At 47.6% G+C, this 15,462-nt stretch carries 14 protein-coding genes and 1 pseudogene; 8 read left to right on the plus strand and 7 right to left on the minus strand.

Annotated elements, in window-relative coordinates; genetic code table 11:
- Positions 1 to 92 precede the first annotated feature (92 nt).
- On the minus strand, positions 93 to 1,400 hold the full coding sequence (locus tag LGV68_RS09260) for a serine hydroxymethyltransferase (protein WP_020329102.1): 1,308 nt from the start codon (positions 1,398 to 1,400) through the stop codon (positions 93 to 95).
- Between the two features lie 438 nt (positions 1,401 to 1,838).
- On the opposite strand from LGV68_RS09260, the gene LGV68_RS09265 reads away from it, so the two are divergent.
- From LGV68_RS09265 to LGV68_RS21450, 3 genes and pseudogenes are all read left to right on the plus strand, one after another.
- Positions 1,839 to 2,462, plus strand: coding sequence for a helix-turn-helix domain-containing protein (locus LGV68_RS09265; protein ID WP_020329103.1), 624 nt, complete (start codon positions 1,839 to 1,841; stop codon positions 2,460 to 2,462).
- Between the two features lie 303 nt (positions 2,463 to 2,765).
- Positions 2,766 to 3,899, plus strand: a complete 1,134-nt coding sequence (gene gcvT, locus LGV68_RS09270; RefSeq protein ID WP_024374996.1) for a glycine cleavage system aminomethyltransferase GcvT — start codon at positions 2,766 to 2,768, stop codon at positions 3,897 to 3,899.
- A gap of 153 nt (positions 3,900 to 4,052) precedes the next feature.
- Positions 4,053 to 5,108, plus strand: a pseudogene (locus tag LGV68_RS21450) (serine protease).
- Positions 5,109 to 5,171: 63 nt separating this feature from the next.
- On the opposite strand, the gene LGV68_RS09285 reads toward LGV68_RS21450, so the two are convergent.
- The 4 genes from LGV68_RS09285 to LGV68_RS09300 form a co-directional block, all read right to left on the minus strand.
- On the minus strand, positions 5,172 to 6,395 hold the full coding sequence (locus tag LGV68_RS09285) for a sensor domain-containing diguanylate cyclase (protein WP_252536597.1): 1,224 nt from the start codon (positions 6,393 to 6,395) through the stop codon (positions 5,172 to 5,174).
- A 223-nt stretch (positions 6,396 to 6,618) separates the two neighbouring features.
- Positions 6,619 to 8,334 carry an EAL domain-containing protein gene (locus LGV68_RS09290; protein ID WP_154183297.1) on the minus strand — a complete coding sequence of 572 codons (1,716 nt, stop codon included), beginning with the start codon at positions 8,332 to 8,334 and terminating at the stop codon, positions 6,619 to 6,621.
- A 302-nt stretch (positions 8,335 to 8,636) separates the two neighbouring features.
- Positions 8,637 to 9,941, minus strand: coding sequence for an inosine/guanosine kinase (locus tag LGV68_RS09295; RefSeq protein ID WP_222737652.1), 1,305 nt, complete (start codon positions 9,939 to 9,941; stop codon positions 8,637 to 8,639).
- Between the two features lie 120 nt (positions 9,942 to 10,061).
- On the minus strand, positions 10,062 to 10,538 hold the full coding sequence (locus LGV68_RS09300; protein ID WP_020329110.1) for a CreA family protein: 477 nt from the start codon (positions 10,536 to 10,538) through the stop codon (positions 10,062 to 10,064).
- A 168-nt stretch (positions 10,539 to 10,706) separates the two neighbouring features.
- On the opposite strand from LGV68_RS09300, the gene LGV68_RS09305 reads away from it, so the two are divergent.
- On the plus strand, positions 10,707 to 11,210 hold the full coding sequence (locus tag LGV68_RS09305) for a hypothetical protein (protein WP_061055442.1): 504 nt from the start codon (positions 10,707 to 10,709) through the stop codon (positions 11,208 to 11,210).
- A 165-nt stretch (positions 11,211 to 11,375) separates the two neighbouring features.
- Positions 11,376 to 12,032, plus strand: a complete 657-nt coding sequence (locus tag LGV68_RS09310; protein ID WP_252536599.1) for an HAD-IA family hydrolase — start codon at positions 11,376 to 11,378, stop codon at positions 12,030 to 12,032.
- A 7-nt stretch (positions 12,033 to 12,039) separates the two neighbouring features.
- Here LGV68_RS09310 and LGV68_RS09315 read toward each other — a convergent pair whose 3' ends face one another.
- Positions 12,040 to 12,252 (minus strand): hypothetical protein, encoded by a 213-nt coding sequence (locus tag LGV68_RS09315; protein ID WP_075990157.1) that lies wholly within the window; start codon positions 12,250 to 12,252, stop codon positions 12,040 to 12,042.
- 305 nt (positions 12,253 to 12,557) lie between these two features.
- Between LGV68_RS09315 and cutA the strand changes: the two genes are divergently transcribed.
- The gene (gene cutA / locus LGV68_RS09320) at positions 12,558 to 12,881 is read left to right on the plus strand and encodes a divalent-cation tolerance protein CutA (RefSeq protein WP_143682461.1); all 324 of its coding nucleotides are present in this window, start codon (positions 12,558 to 12,560) and stop codon (positions 12,879 to 12,881) included.
- A 64-nt stretch (positions 12,882 to 12,945) separates the two neighbouring features.
- Here cutA and LGV68_RS09325 read toward each other — a convergent pair whose 3' ends face one another.
- The gene (locus tag LGV68_RS09325) at positions 12,946 to 13,557 is read right to left on the minus strand and encodes a DUF2238 domain-containing protein (RefSeq protein ID WP_020329117.1); all 612 of its coding nucleotides are present in this window, start codon (positions 13,555 to 13,557) and stop codon (positions 12,946 to 12,948) included.
- A 232-nt stretch (positions 13,558 to 13,789) separates the two neighbouring features.
- On the opposite strand from LGV68_RS09325, the gene LGV68_RS09330 reads away from it, so the two are divergent.
- Positions 13,790 to 14,629, plus strand: coding sequence for a 2OG-Fe(II) oxygenase family protein (locus tag LGV68_RS09330; protein ID WP_020329119.1), 840 nt, complete (start codon positions 13,790 to 13,792; stop codon positions 14,627 to 14,629).
- Between the two features lie 173 nt (positions 14,630 to 14,802).
- On the plus strand, positions 14,803 to 15,426 hold the full coding sequence (locus LGV68_RS09335) for a DNA-J related domain-containing protein (RefSeq protein WP_208564302.1): 624 nt from the start codon (positions 14,803 to 14,805) through the stop codon (positions 15,424 to 15,426).
- Positions 15,427 to 15,462 lie beyond the last annotated feature (36 nt).

A 15,462-nucleotide genomic window follows, 5' to 3' on the forward strand; every position in this document is an offset into this window, starting at 1 on the left:
AATCTCCAAAATGTATCGAATTTGCTGCCTAAGGTGAGCATAAACGTATGAATCGGGTTTGACGTTTATGCGCCTTAGGCATCATTAACTGTTTATTGGTAAAGCGGGAAGCGCTGGCATAGCGCCTTAACCTGTTTGCGAACTTGTTGTTCCACTTCCGGGTTACCTTCAGGGCTTTCAACTAAGCCATCCAGCACGTCGCCAATCCACTCACCAATGAGTTTAAATTCTTCACGACCGAAACCACGACTGGTTCCAGCAGGCGTACCTAAACGAATGCCCGAAGTAATCATAGGCTTCTCTTCATCAAAAGGGATGCCATTTTTGTTACATGTGATTCCTGCACGCTCCAGTGCCTGCTCAACCACGTTGCCTTTCAATCCTTTCGGACGCAGGTCAACCAGCATCAGGTGCGTATCGGTTCCGCCAGTCACAATGTCACAGCCGCGAGTTTGCAATACTTCGGCCAGAACTTTTGCGTTATCGATCACCGAATCAATATAACTTGAGAACTCAGGCCCCAGAGCTTCACCAAATGCAACCGCTTTTGCTGCGATAACATGCATTAGTGGGCCACCTTGCAGGCCTGGGAATACCGCCGAATTGATCTTCTTAATGATCTCTTCGTGGTTGGTCAGAATCATGCCGCCGCGCGGGCCGCGCAGGGTCTTGTGAGTGGTGGTGGTCACGACGTGCGCGTGTGGCAGCGGGCTTGGATGAGCGCCAGTGGCAACCAAACCGGCGATGTGCGCCATATCAACCATCAACAGCGCGCCGACTTCGTCAGCGATGTCGCGGAATTTTTTGAAATCAATGATGCGTGGAATGGCTGAGCCACCGGCAATAATCAGCTTTGGTTGGCTTTCCAGCGCCAGTTTGCGCACGTCTTCGTAATTGATTTCCAAGGTTGCGCGGTCTACACCGTACTGAACGGCGTTAAACCATTTGCCAGACAGGGCTGGGCGCGCGCCGTGCGTTAAGTGGCCGCCAGCGTCCAGCGACATACCCATAATGGTATCGCCCGGTTGCAGCAGAGCCAGCATCACAGCACCGTTAGCTTGTGCGCCAGAGTGAGGTTGAACGTTTGCGTACTCGCAGTTAAAAAGCGACTTCGCGCGTTCGATAGCAATCGCCTCAACGCTGTCGACGTGCTCACAACCGCCATAGTAACGACGACCCGGATAGCCTTCAGCGTATTTGTTAGTCAGGCAGGTGCCTTGTGCTTGCATGACTGCTTTAGACACGATGTTCTCAGAAGCAATCAGTTCGATTTGTTCGTTTTGACGGGTGTATTCGGCCTGAATGCCGGCAAATACCGCATCGTCCGTAGCTGCTAAGTTCGTGGAGAAGAAACTCTCCAGGCTGTGATTTTGGTAAGCTTTGTTCACGTTTGCGTTCATGGTAGATGACCTTCCCATAATCTGACGAGCGATTGAGCGTCTTGCTGCTCGTCGGTCCTTCTTATTCGATTCTGCCTGAGCAAAATCCTGCATGTGTTGGTTGTTCCGTAATCACTTTTATCGGTTCAATCGCGAGTGAGCCCCAAGGCTGCTCGTGGTGTTTGCACTGATAACTGACCCCAAAAACAGGGTCCAAACCCGCAGCCAAATGTTAAATCCTTGCCACTTGAACGCGGTAACTTGCATCTCTTCATCTAACAAGGACGTAACATACTCCCTGTAAAAAGAACAATCAATCAAAAATTTCCTATAGGAAACATGGTTTCTGTTTTTGCTACCTAAAGCACGCTTTATTTCCCATTGTGGTCTTTAATCAATCTGTAGCTTCGTGCAACAATGTTTTTTCACTACAGGAAGAATAAATATTCGAGGGAAAGCATGTCAGAAGACATTTATGATGAGTACCCATCATTGACTCTCGCCAAGGAATCCGGCGACCAAAATATTGAACCGCTTAAGCTCGGTCAGCGTATTAAAGACATTCGCGCCAAGCTCGGCATCACGCTGGAAGAAGCCAGTCAGCGTACTGGATTGGCACGTTCAACACTCAGCAAAATCGAAAACGAACAGATCTCTCCAACGTTTCAGGCGATGCAGAAACTGGCGCATGGTTTACAAATTGACATGCCGCAACTCTTTGAGCCACCTAAGAAAATCATGGCAAGCGGCCGTCGCGATGTGACCAAGAAAGGGTTGGGTAAACCGCATCCGACCCAAACTTATGAGCATGAATTGCTGGCTACGCAGCTGTCGAATAAAAAGATGATGCCGTTCAAAAGCCGGGTTCGGGCACGTGCATTTGAAGAGTATGGTGACTGGGTTCGCCATGACGGTGAAGAGTTCCTGCTGATCCTCGAAGGTGAGGTGATGTTTTACAGTGAGTTCTATGAACCGGTTCTGCTGGCAGAAGGTGATAGTGTGTATTACGACGCCAATATGGGGCATATGTTGGTCTCGGTGAGCGATGAAGATGCGCTGATCTTGTGGGTCACGGCCAAATAAAGTGAAAAACTGAAAAATTTCCTATAGTGAAGGCAACCGTTTGCTTTTTGTTGTGAATTGAAGAAAAATGCGCCGTAGTGATGAGAATATCGTCGTTGCGGCGTTTTTCTTTTGCAGCCTTAAATGTGATTGAGTTGTTAATTATGACAATTCGCACTGTTTTGAACTTGTTAATGCGCTAAAACAGGCGCATCCTTGTTTACTATTGGAAACATGGTTTCCTGATAGGAACTTTTGCTACAGTTTTTGCTAAACACTAGCGGCTACACTCGAAAGACTGAGTCTGGCTTAATGGAGAAGAAAATGACTCAAGAACATGCGACACAAGAACTCCTGATCACACCATTGCACGCGCTTCATTTGGAAGTTGGCGCGAAGATGGTGCCTTTTGCGGGTTACGATATGCCGGTGCAGTACGCTCTGGGCGTAAAGAAAGAGCACTTGCACACTCGTGAAGCAGCAGGTCTGTTTGACGTTTCACACATGGGTCAGCTTCGTCTGCACGGTGAAGGTGCGGCGGCGGCGCTGGAAACTTTGGTTCCAGTCGATGTGGTCGATCTTGCCGAAGGTAAGCAGCGTTACGCATTCTTTACTAATGAGCAGGGCGGTATTCTGGATGACCTGATGGTGGCTAACCTGGGGGATCATCTGTTTGTAGTCGTGAACGCAGCGTGTAAAGAACAAGACATCAATCACCTGCAAGCACATCTGCCATCAGGTGTTGAGCTGGAAATCATTGACGACCGCGCTCTGTTGGCTCTGCAAGGCCCAAAAGCGGCTGAAGTGCTGGCTCGCCTGCAACCAGCGGTCGCTGACATGCTGTTTATGGACATTCAGCAAGTGCAAATCGATGGCATCGACTGCATCGTAAGCCGCAGTGGTTATACAGGCGAAGATGGTTACGAAATTTCTGTGCCGGCTGACAAAGCAGAAACACTGGCTCGTACGCTGACAGCGTTTGATGAGGTGGAGTGGATTGGTCTGGGCGCACGTGACTCGCTGCGTCTGGAGTGTGGTCTGTGCCTGTATGGTCACGATCTTGATGAAACCACCACACCAGTTGAAGCCAGTCTGCTGTGGGCGATTCAACCAGTTCGTCGCACGGGCGGCGCGCGTGAAGGCGGTTTCCCAGGTGCGGATATCATTCTGTCTCAAATCGCAACGAAAGATGTGTCACGTAAGCGTGTGGGTCTGGTTGGTCAAACCAAAGCACCAGTGCGTGAAGGCACTGAATTGTTTGATGCTGAAGGTGCAAAAATTGGTATCGTGACCAGCGGCACTGCCGGTCCAACTGCGGGTATCCCAGTCTCTATGGCTTACGTGCGCGCGGATCTGTCTGCAATTGGCACGGAAGTGTTTGCTGAAGTACGCGGTAAAATGCTGCCAATGTTGGTTGAAAAAATGCCGTTTGTACCGCAACGCTACTACCGCGGTTAATCTGAGATACTGAAAAAACAGCCCCTCTTGAGGGGCTGTTTTTTTATTTATCATTCATACTTTGGTTTAGCAATGTAAAGACGCGTAAAGAGAGTTTTGCTGAATATTACGTATCAAGTACTATCTGAGAACTTTTACTTAAAGGATATAGACATGAAGAAATGGAAGGCTTTGGCGGCGCTCACGTATTCCCTTTCTGCAATTCCCTCATTCGCGGCCACCACCGATGTCACGACTTATATTGTTAATGGTACGTCGACCAGTGTCAGTACATACGGATCTTTTGTCAGCCTGTTTTACGATCGTATTGAATACGACGGCGTGTATGGCGTCGGCAGTTACTGCGGCGGCACCATGCTTGACGCGACGCATGTGCTCACGGCCGCGCACTGCATCTTTGATGGTTCGGGCAATCTGGACGAAGATTACATGCTGTTTACCGTGGTCGGTCAAACGGATGATGAATCTGCTTTTCCAAATGGCAGCATTGAGACTGTGCGGGCTTCGGAGTTCTATTACCATCCTGATTACGAAGACTCATCCACCAATTTATGGTCAAACGACATCGCTATTATCAAACTGGAATCGAGCCTCAATGTGGTTGACTATACCGATATCCCCAGTGATGACACCTATCGCTTAGGAACAAATGGCACAGATGATGATACCAACGACAATGTCTTTGAGGCTGTTGGTCACGGCAATACAAGCACTGGGGTAGACAACACCAATGATCTGTTAGTCACGGATATGACCTATGTGTCGAACACAACATGTCAATTGGATTTGCCTTCTTTAACCAGTAAATAGATTTGCTTTAAAGGTGACTATAGCGTTTCAACAGGGCTCGCCAATGGTACGTGTCAGGGTGATTCTGGCGGCCCGATATATCGAAATGTCAGTGGTTCGTTAACCCAAGTTGGTATTGTCAGCTTTGGTCCAACGACCTGCGGCAGTGGCTGGACTAACTCTGATGCGGATGCCGTGTTTACCGAAGTGTACGATTACACCAGTTGGATTAACAGCGTGCTGGCCGGAACGGAAACACCTGCCTTTACGGCGACTGATGCGAAACGCTTGGCTTATCTCGGTCTGAGTTCGACGTCGTCGGACAGTGGTGGAGGCGGTTCTCTGGGGCTGGCTGGGTTTGCATCGCTGCTGGCACTTGGCTTATGGCGAACGCGCAAACGCATCTCTTCAGAACACTAAGCGCTTTGTATCGGGTAGATAAACAGGCAGCAATCGCGTCTGCCTGTTTCTTTTGGCATCGAGTTAAGCGGCTTCGCTCAAAATGGTATTACGCCCGCCTTCTTTGGCCATGTAGAGTAAGCGGTCGGCTTGCTTAATGGCATCGTCGACAGACTCTATAACCGGCCAGACGCCACCGGAAATCGTCACTTTAGGAGCCTGAACAAAGCGCGCAACATCTTCGCGAATTCGATCGAAGATACGTACGGCCTGTTCTGTTGAATCGGTTTTGATCACCACCACAAACTCTTCACCGCCAAAGCGGAACGCATAATCGGTTAAACGGATGCGACTTTTAATGACGGAGGCCACGCGCTTAATAACTTGATCGCCGATATCATGACCATACTTATCGTTCACCGATTTAAAATGGTCGATATCGAGAATGCACAAGTAATAGCGGCCGTCTGGCGTCAATTGACGACTGACTTTTTTCAGATAGTGCCGATTATGCAGCCCGGAAAGTTCATCGGTGAAAGTGATTTTGCTCAGCTCCAGCTTGTCTTTGCGAATGCGATAGAGGTAGAGGCTGACACCGGTTGTGATACTGCCAAACATAAGAATCAGGTAGAAATAGGGCGGAACCAGTTCGTGATTATCGACAACTTTCACCAGATAAGTTTTGCTGTTATCGATCAGATCTAACTTACGGTAAATAAAGCTGAAGTCGTCATACTCCAATAACCCGGCAAATCGGCTACTGCGCTGTAAATCCTGCCATACCTTAGGAAAAGTATCGCCCAGATTGCTCATACTCTCGATGCCGACACGAGAACTGGAGTAGACCGTACCCACATCGTTAACCAGCAGCATGCTGTCTCTGCCAATATCAGAAAATTCTTTCAGGTGGATCTCAAGCACCAGGTAACCGATATGACGTTGGTCGCGGTAGATGGCTTTAAATTCAGTAAATACACCCCATTGAGGTGCGATAAGCAGTTGGGTTTGTTGGCGGTTGAGGCTGCTTGAGTAGTAGTTGTTATAAGCATTGATCCATTTTGAATAGCGATAACCGGAAGGCGGGTTCTTTGAAACGATTTCCATCGACTTAATCAATGATTGCGCTGAGAGGAGTTGCTTTGATAGGTCAAGGAATGCGGACTTAGAATCAAAATATTGTTCGGCGACTTGCGAGTCACCAATAGCAAGAAAGCTGGCGGCCAGATTGCGTTTGAGGATCAATGTTTCCTCCAGTGTTTTGAGCTGGACGGCGAAATCGGATTCTTTGTCAGATTTCACATAGCGCATCGGAGTATTGATAAGAAATACGATGACGAGTGTAAACAGAAGGCACTTGACCTCCAGATTAAAGGACGACGATGTGGAAATTGGGGTTTGATTGAGGATCATGCGCCTGAAACACTTCCGTATGTTTCGGCGATATTATGGAGCCATCTCACTAAAATCCAGTCACTTAGATGAAGGATTTATGACCATGAAAGGTTATCGGAGCTACTTCACACCCTGTGGTTTAACCAGAGGTCAGGTTACTTGAAAGTGTATAACGGCTCGCACTGGCCAGCGATAGCGGCTTGGAGAACCAGTAGCCTTGCAGGTAAGAAGCGCCCATCTCTCGAAACTTCTGGTACATGCCGCTGTTTTCGATACCTTCAATGACGATATCGACCCCTTTACTGCGACAAAGCTGAATAATGAAGTTTAAGTATTGTTCTGATGCACGATTGGTCAGCGTCTTGGTCGCCATCGAGCGGTCAATCTTGATCTGATTGAGTGGCAGATCAAAGAAACTGTGGATCGAACTCAATCCTGCGCCAAAATCATCCAGAGAGAGCTGAAACCCCATTTTACTCAGTGTATCGAGTTGGTGTAACGCATTTTTGTTGCCATCGAGAATAACCGTTTCCGTCAGCTCGAGCACAATCGACTTAGGGGCAATGCCGGCTTCATCCGCCATCATTTTGATGTTAGATGGAAATGTGCTGTTGAGGAGCTGCAAAACGGAGACGTTGATATTCACGCGAATGTTCACACCATTGACCTGGTTGTAACGGCTGATGAATTCGCATGCTTTTTCAAACACTTGATAACCCAGTTCGGTGATCAAGCCCTTCTTTTCCGCAACCGGGATAAACTCATCCGGAAATATTTCGCCAAACTCTTTCGAACGCCAGCGAACCAATGCTTCAAAGCTCGACACCTGGCCGCTTTGTGCGTTGAGAATCGGTTGGAACTTGACGGATAAAGAGCGGGACTGCAGTGCCTCTTTCAAACCTCGTTCAATGTAGAAGAAGCGATCAACCGCGCGCTGAGTTTTGCCGTTGTAAATCTCGATGCGTGAGCGATTTTTCTCTCCCGCGTACTGACATGTACGAGAGGCGATATTGATGATTTGTTCGGCGCTGTACTCGGAAGAAAACTCCGGATACACCCCGATGCTCATACTGTCTCCGAACAGATGACCGTGCTCTTGCGCTGATTTTGAGTAGCGCTCGAGTATGTCCTGGCACAGTGCCGTCAGGTTTTCACTACTGACCGGGTGGTTAAGCAGGATGGCAAAATCATCAGAACGAACCCGATAGAATTCAGTATCGTGGCTGGTAATGGTATTCAGCGCGGATATCAAATGGTGCAGAATGTGCTGAACGACTTCGGTACCGTATTGGTTTAGGTACGATTTGATGTCGTCAATCTGAATGTAAACCAGTGTGCCGGACTGAGTGTCGTTAAGCTTTATCTGGTCAATGTCTTTAAGGAGTTTGGTTGCGTTCGCCAAGCCCGAAACATTGTCGTAAAAGGCGGCCTGATTGAGGTATGACTCCATCAGTTTCTGGTCGGAAATATCGCGATGACTGCCGACCATAAATGTTTCGCCGTCGTGCTCCTTGGTCACCGCGGTGCCAAGAATCCAGACATACTGCCCATTCGTCTTACGTGCGCGATATTGGGTGGTAACGCGACCTTCGTGGATCACATGGTCGTTGACTCGTTCTTCGAGCTGAATTCTATCTTGCGGGTGCACGACAGAATACCATTCGCTGAGTGTGATGGTGGAGGCGTTAAAACCAAATTGTTGATAAAAGCCTGGGTTGTAAAACGTCATACAACCCTGTTCATCCATGTGAAAAATCCCTTCACTAAAGACGTCAAAAATATGGACCAAACGCTTTTGGTGAGCGTCCGAAAACATATTGACTAAGTGCGGGGTTTTCTCCTGCGTCAATGACATATCAATGCACCTGGCTCTACTGAATCATTTGGATTCTGAGCAATCAATGTTAAAGCAACTAAATAGGGAAATAGAAGGTGTTGATAACAAATTTATTAATATATTTCTTTTAAGCGTCAACTATATACTTTACGAAAGAATGTCTCAATTATGAAATTTTATGTAAATAATAAGCGTGCGTATGCGCATGATTTTGACGCAACAGAGTTTGATTTGATAATGATTTGTGTTAGCAAATTTAAACCACAAAAAAAGCGGCATAAAGCCGCTTTTTATAACCAATGCAGGTAATGCGCAGGGTATCAACGATCCCAGTAAGTCTCTTCCAGACTGTCTTCACGTTCAGGTAGAGCACGAGACAGACGCGGTGAGTGCTGCGTCAACACTTCATAGCTGACGCGGTTAGCGTACTTACACACCTGCGACAGCGAAGAGTAAGTCAGGTATTCACGGTCATGTTTGGCTGAATTCGGCACGTTGCGAAGGTGGTAGCTGTTTGCTGCCATGTCGTGCAACAAGGCGGACAATGCGCCATCGCCGGCGCCATTGGTATTTTTGATTTCCAGCGGGCCGCCCAGATAAGGGCCGATGTGTGAATAAACACGCAGTGGATGGTCGCAATCTTGCTGGCGCATCGCGCGGCTGAATTCGTATTTATTGAACTCAGGAATATTACCCGGCAGAAGCGGCAGTTCGGTTTCGCGTTTCACCGCTTGGTCAACATAACCTGCCATGTAAAGGCCAACCGGACCGGCGGTGCATAGCACCAAATCCACCCATTCCAGTGCTTTGTCAGCAGCGAGAAGCGGATCTTTCTCGCCTGTCAGCGCTTCACCTTCTTCTTCGTTCATCGCCAGAACTGTGACATGCTCTTTCAGGTAGTCCTGCCACCATTTTTCATTACCTTCGATCACATACTTAGTGCCGAGAGTCAGCACCACAGGCACAGATTTCGCTTTGGCAATTTCAATGGCACGTTGCACGGCTTTTGGCATTGGGTCTTCAGGCTTGCCACGCATCAGATAAGAGGAAACAACCAGCGCTGATGCTTTATCAAACACCTCTTCCGGAATGCTTTCTGGATGCAGTTGGTTCATGTGACCTTCGTTGATGGCGAAAGTGCGTTCACCGTCTTCTGAGATCAACGTGTAGCAACGTCCGATCGGGCCGTCCACAGTCTGCAGGTGGTTCAGGTTCATGCGTGAGGAAGTGCGGCACAAATAGCGATACGCATAAGACCCGACCTCGATATTTTTGGACATCACCCCCAACAGCACAGATTTACTGTCTGCCAGCACAGAGTAGTTGTGCAGGGTGTTACCGATGGTATCGCCCGGGTATTGGTGCGTGATCAGTCCGCGTTCTACCAGTTCGTCGTAAAGCGCATCGGCTTTACTCTCTTCCAGTACCAGAGAGTGTCCTTTACTCAGGTCATATTTTTCTAAGAATTCATTATCCACACGCGCTTCAATATCAACGATAGTCTGGCCGACACCGACGACAGTAGGGCGATGGAGATGAGTAGATTGTTGGATTTGATTAACCAACGGATCACGAGCGTGCGTGGGAAAATAATGCTTAGATTTGCGCTGTCCAGGAAACTTCATGTGTTAAGTGGGCAATGGTGAAAAATTTTCGCGAATAATATCACAAAAATTTATTTGAAGTTTCACTTTTACGACATAAAAGAGCGACTCAGATCAAGTCGCTCTCTTTTTATACAATAATTACTTGTCGGTAGGGGCTGGGAACGCGTTGTAAGCTTTGGTTCCCCATAATGGAACGGTCGACAGGCTGTGTTTGAAGCTGCCTGATGTCTCTTTGGTTGAATAAGAGACGTACATCAGCGTTTGTGTTTGTGCATCGAAAATTCGACGGATCTTCATGGTTTTGAAGAAAATGCTTTTCGATTTTTTAAACACGACATCGCCCGCTTTCGACTTGTCGATTTTCGCGATCATCTCTGGTGTGATTTCGCCCGTTTGACGGCAAGAAATCGAAGAATCGGAAGGATCAGCCAGACTCAGATCGGCTTCAATGCTGGCAATGTGGCAAGTCACGCCAGGGACATCAGGGTCAGTCAGGTTGTTGAGCTTAATATCTTGGGTCGTAAACACGCCCAGACTCACATCGCCGACTTCTGAGCTGTCACAAGCGGCAAGAGCGAGAGTGCAAAGGGAAACCACGGCTAATTTCTTGATCATTTTATAATTCCAACTGTTCGTGTTGGATTTATGATAGCAGTATGTTTCGATAAAAACAGACAAGAATTGTGCTAGACTCCGGGTTTGCGACGCTTTGCCAACTGTTTCACTCGATGTTTGATGGATGGCCAGCACTTGAACTTTTGTTAACGATAAGAAGTACGCCTTATGACGCCGTCATCTCACGCGATTGTTGAAATCAAAAACCAGTGGCTCTGGAGTCAAGTTGACGTAGAGTATCCAACGCCGGAAAGCATTAAAGGGCGCGCGCTATACCAAACGTTGAGCGAGCAGCGACAAACTCAGCCTCTGCTTGACCAACCTGTTCAAGGCCAGCTGGATGACATCTATTTAGTTGATTTCCATCGACTGACCATTATGTTTGCTCTGCTGCAAGCCTCACAGATGGCCAGCGAAGAGGAACAAAACCTGCTGGTCGAATTCTTTACTCAAATCATCTATTCCGAACCTTGTGCTCTTTATCTGGGTTTCTCCGAGTCAGAGCCTGTGGCGGCTGCGATTCTTACCGCGCAAGCTGATGCCGTCTTGTTGTCGGATGTTGTGGTACGTTCCGTGAGCGCATTCGGCGATGAACGTGAATTCGCCAATGCCGTGGTAGCGAAATGGCTTCAGAATCATGCATTTAGCGGTGATGTATTCATCGAGCTTTGATCCCCAATGATGTGACACTGTTAAGACAACGCTTGGTGTGTAAAGCTAGAAAAGTGATGTCGGTTGATAAATTGATGTTCACTGTGTGAGAGCGGTTTCATTTCCTTTAATGCGTTGTTTCGCCTGTCCCTCTGCCGTATACACTGCTTGTAAAGAGGAGCGTATATGGCTGACAAAAAAACGAACTGCGTTATTTTTGACTGTGAAGGTACCTTAGTTGACAGCGAGCGCCTGTGCTGCGAGGCATTAGTTCGTATTTTCAACGATCTTGGTGCTGAATTATCTATTTCAGACATCGCGCAGAATTTTGAAGGCGGCAAGATCGCCGACATTCTCAATACTATCTTGGAATTGGCTGGTATGAGCGCGGATATTGACGTGCTGGAAACCCGCTATCGCGAAGAGTTGGAAACTCTCTTTGCTGCTGAACTGAAACCGATGGACGGCGTGATTACTTTATTGGATACGCTGAGCAACCACGATATTGAGTTTTGCGTCGCCTCCAATGCTCCCCGGAAAAAAATCGAATCCATTCTTCAATTAGCGGGCTTAATGCCGTATTTCACCGGCAAAGTGTTTTCCGCGTTTGAAGCCAACAGCTGGAAGCCTGAGCCGGACTTGATTCGCTATTGCGCGATGAATATGGGATTTCTCTTAGATGAGTGCATTTACGTTGATGATACGGCAAAAGGGGTGGAAGCCGGGGTCTTGGCTGGCGTCATAACGTTTCAGGTGCAACCAGTAAACCCCTCAAACCGAACGACTTACGATGAAGTCGTGATCCTGTCAAAACTAGAACATCTCACAGGGTATGTTTGCTAACGCACTTTTAATGCATGGTTTTTCTGTGTGTCGATGGGCAACGTAGCGCTGAAGCACTTTGCAACAAACTCAGTTGCATCTGGATGCTTTTCAGGTGGTCAGTTTTAAATCCGCATTGTCCGCAGATAAACTTTTCCCCGTCTTGTGAAACAAAATATTCGTCGTGTTGGCAAAGAGGGCAACCATCGGTGGATGAAATGTCGTCGTAGTTTTTAGTCATAGAGAAATACTCGGCAGCGATAAAAGAATCAAATGTATTTAATTATGGTTTTAGAATAATCCGATTCCTGGCCACGTACTGTTACAGTGACAAGGTTTGTGCTGATTTTGAGAGTGATTTCATAATTAACAATGCTACCGATTGCATTAAGAGCGAGTTAGCCATTTGGCTACAAACGGTTTTACTGGTCAATACCGGGCTCTCAGCTTTAGGTCGATGCACTGACGAAATACGATATTTCGGTATATGCTGTTTCTGGTTAGCGAGTGAAACGCATCAATACGCTGCAAAGCGAGGAGGCTTAGATGGACAACCATGATTTCTGTATTGTATTGACCACCACAAACCGCCAGGAGAACGCTCAGCAAATCACTCACAGTTTGTTGTCAAAACAGTTAGCCGCCTGTGTGCAAAGTATGCCAATTCAAAGTCACTACCTGTGGAATGGCGAAGTGTGCTGTGACTCAGAAATTCTGCTGATCATTAAAACGCGTAAAGCCTGCTACGCTGAGCTGGAGCAGGAAATCGACCAGCTACACTGCTACGAGGTGCCTCAGATTGTGCAAGTGCCGATTGTGGACGGTTTTAATCCTTACCTCGCTTGGATAGAACAAAACACACCGCGTTAAGAGATAAAGTTAAGAGATAAAAAAAGGAGCCATTTGGCTCCTTAATCGAATTCTAAAAAGCGCTTCAAGAGACGACAGCAAAGCGCTTGGGTTGCACGCGGCACTGCCAACTCATGATAAACAGTGCCGTTATTGCACCAAGGGTATCGCATAGCATGTCTTTTTGCGCATCCCAAATATCACCTTGTGAACCCAGGAACGCGATGCCTTCTTCACCGCCTGCCAAGTCAGCGTACCACCACTCAATAATTTCATAGCCCGCTGCGATACTCATGATGCAGAACAGAGCAAAGGCGCCGGCAATCCAACGGTTGGCCAATTGGCGGCGTATCAGATATTCCGCAATCGAGTAGGCGTATAAACCGATAGCAAAATGCGCAACTCGGTCAAAGTTATTGCGCTCTGACCCAATCAGTTGGTTGAACCAGTCAAACGGCACTTCTGCGAAGGTATATTTAGCCCCGATCGTATGCAGAGTCAGCCAGATAAACATCAGGAAGTAAGCCGTTTTGCTTAATCGTTGATGGCTGGAAACCCACCAGATCCCGGCGAGGATCAGCATCGCTGGCAGAATTTCAGCAATCCACACGGCACGAGAGGACGGAGCAATAGCGGAGAACACGAACACCAAGGCATACGCCAACGTAAAACCAATCAAACTTTTCGGAAAATTCATGTGGTTATCATTCCCTTGTGAAGTAACGTACCTATGTTGCCATTATTATGAACGCCGTTCAATTGTGTTTTCACGCGTTCGAGTCAGTGTTACGTAAACGTTTACTGTTGAAAGTGTAGTTAGTCGCTCAGATTCAGCGCATTCAAACATGATCATTTCATTAAAGTTTGATTTACCCCATGGTGACTTTTAAAATCCCGCGTTCAATTCCCATAACAAAAAAAGTAAAGTCATGAAACTGGAAACTGTCGATTATCTTGCTCCGGATGCCGCAGAGCAATTTGTAAAGTCACTGCGTGAAACCGGATTTGGTGTTCTGAAAAACCACCCGATTCCAAAAGAGCTGGTCGAGTCCATCTACGAAAACTGGTACCAATTCTTTATGTCTGAGCGTAAAAACGAGTTCCAATTTAACGTAGAAACTCAGGACGGTTATTTCCCGCCAAGCGTATCTGAAGTGGCGAAGGGGCATACAGTGAAAGACATCAAAGAGTACTTTCATGTTTACCCTTGGGGCCAGATCCCGCAAGAGCTGAAAGAGCAGATTCTGGATTATTATGACCGTGCGAACGCATTTGCTTCTGAGTTATTGAGCTGGGTTGAAGCTCATGCACCTGCTGAAGTTCAGCAACGCTTTTCCATTGCGCTGTCTGAGATGATCAACGGCAGTGAAAAAACGCTGCTGCGTGTGCTGCATTACCCGCCAATGAGTGGTGAAGAAGAGCCGGGGGCGATTCGTGCGGCGGCGCATGAGGATATTAACCTGCTGACGGTTCTCCCTGCGTCAAACGAACCTGGTTTGCAGGTGATGGGCAGTGATGGTGAATGGATCGATGTTCCGTGTGACTTTGGTAACCTGATCATCAACATTGGTGACATGCTACAGGAAGCGTCGGGTGGTTACTTCCCATCCACAACGCACCGTGTCATCAACCCAACGGGTGAGCGTCAGACTCAGTCGCGTATTTCTCTGCCTCTGTTCCTGCATCCAAAACCAGAAGTTGTGCTGTCTGAGCGTTACACAGCGCACAGCTACCTGATGGAACGCTTGCGTGAGCTGGGCGTAATCTGAGCATTACCTACTTAATGGTAAAAAAGCCAGCGTGATGCTGGCTTTTTATTGTGTCAGCATTGCATCAGAAACAGACGCTAGTTCAAAAACTTGCATAGTAAAGAAAAGTGCAACTCGACAAATGGCTGAGTTTGGATTTGAATTTATGCAAGGGATTGAAAAACGAGCATCGTATGTCTGAAACACAACCGCTGAGCGCAACTTTCCAAACGTACATGGAAAATCCGCTGCTATGGCCAATTCTGGAAGTGCTGAAGCGACAGCCCTCCGGCTGGAAAGTCCACACCTTGGCCGCTCATCTGGGCGAGTTAGAACTGGTTCCGGTGTTAGACTGTGCGCCAGAGAAAGATCTGTTTAAACGCAACTTTCTGATCATGAATGCGCTGTATCAGTTGCAGGAAATTCTCTATCCGCAAAAATGGCTTCAGGTCGAAGCAATGGATATTGTGCTGATGCCGATGTTTCGTAACGCCAATCATGTCATAGACCCGGACGAGCCATTGCGTGATTACTACACGCATTGGGAGCATTATGAAGCCAGTGAAGGGGAAGTGAAGCGGCTGCTCAATGAATTTTGGACTCGTTATCGTCGATTTGTCGGCGGAGAAGATGTCAGCAATCTCAACCGTAGTGAAGCACTGCGCTTATTTGAACTGCCCGGCGATGCAACGTCGTTTGAGATTCGTAAAACGTGGCGTAAATTGGCACTGCGTTGGCACCCTGATCGCGATAATGGTGACGCAGAACGTTTTCGTGTGTTGTGCGCAGCTTGGAACGTGCTAAGGCAAGAATACTGAATCTGTTTGGAATACCAAAAAAAAACGCCCGCGATA

Origin of the sequence: Vibrio sp. LQ2, from assembly GCF_023920125.1 — a bacterium.
Lineage (GTDB): Bacteria > Pseudomonadota > Gammaproteobacteria > Enterobacterales > Vibrionaceae > Vibrio > Vibrio fluvialis.

Excerpts from the sequence above, each read along its gene's own strand:
- LGV68_RS09260 (WP_020329102.1), bottom strand. The coding sequence starts at position 1,400 with ATGAACGCAAACGTGAACAAAGCTTACCAAAATCACAGCCTGGAGAGT.
- LGV68_RS09265 (WP_020329103.1), top strand. The coding sequence starts at position 1,839 with ATGTCAGAAGACATTTATGATGAGTACCCATCATTGACTCTCGCCAAG.
- gcvT (WP_024374996.1), top strand. The coding sequence starts at position 2,766 with ATGACTCAAGAACATGCGACACAAGAACTCCTGATCACACCATTGCAC.
- LGV68_RS09285 (WP_252536597.1), bottom strand. The coding sequence starts at position 6,395 with ATGCGCTATGTGAAATCTGACAAAGAATCCGATTTCGCCGTCCAGCTC.
- LGV68_RS09290 (WP_154183297.1), bottom strand. The coding sequence starts at position 8,334 with ATGTCATTGACGCAGGAGAAAACCCCGCACTTAGTCAATATGTTTTCG.
- LGV68_RS09295 (WP_222737652.1), bottom strand. The coding sequence starts at position 9,941 with ATGAAGTTTCCTGGACAGCGCAAATCTAAGCATTATTTTCCCACGCAC.
- LGV68_RS09300 (WP_020329110.1), bottom strand. The coding sequence starts at position 10,538 with ATGATCAAGAAATTAGCCGTGGTTTCCCTTTGCACTCTCGCTCTTGCC.
- LGV68_RS09305 (WP_061055442.1), top strand. The coding sequence starts at position 10,707 with ATGACGCCGTCATCTCACGCGATTGTTGAAATCAAAAACCAGTGGCTC.
- LGV68_RS09310 (WP_252536599.1), top strand. The coding sequence starts at position 11,376 with ATGGCTGACAAAAAAACGAACTGCGTTATTTTTGACTGTGAAGGTACC.
- LGV68_RS09315 (WP_075990157.1), bottom strand. The coding sequence starts at position 12,252 with ATGACTAAAAACTACGACGACATTTCATCCACCGATGGTTGCCCTCTT.
- cutA (WP_143682461.1), top strand. The coding sequence starts at position 12,558 with ATGGACAACCATGATTTCTGTATTGTATTGACCACCACAAACCGCCAG.
- LGV68_RS09325 (WP_020329117.1), bottom strand. The coding sequence starts at position 13,557 with ATGAATTTTCCGAAAAGTTTGATTGGTTTTACGTTGGCGTATGCCTTG.
- LGV68_RS09330 (WP_020329119.1), top strand. The coding sequence starts at position 13,790 with ATGAAACTGGAAACTGTCGATTATCTTGCTCCGGATGCCGCAGAGCAA.
- LGV68_RS09335 (WP_208564302.1), top strand. The coding sequence starts at position 14,803 with ATGTCTGAAACACAACCGCTGAGCGCAACTTTCCAAACGTACATGGAA.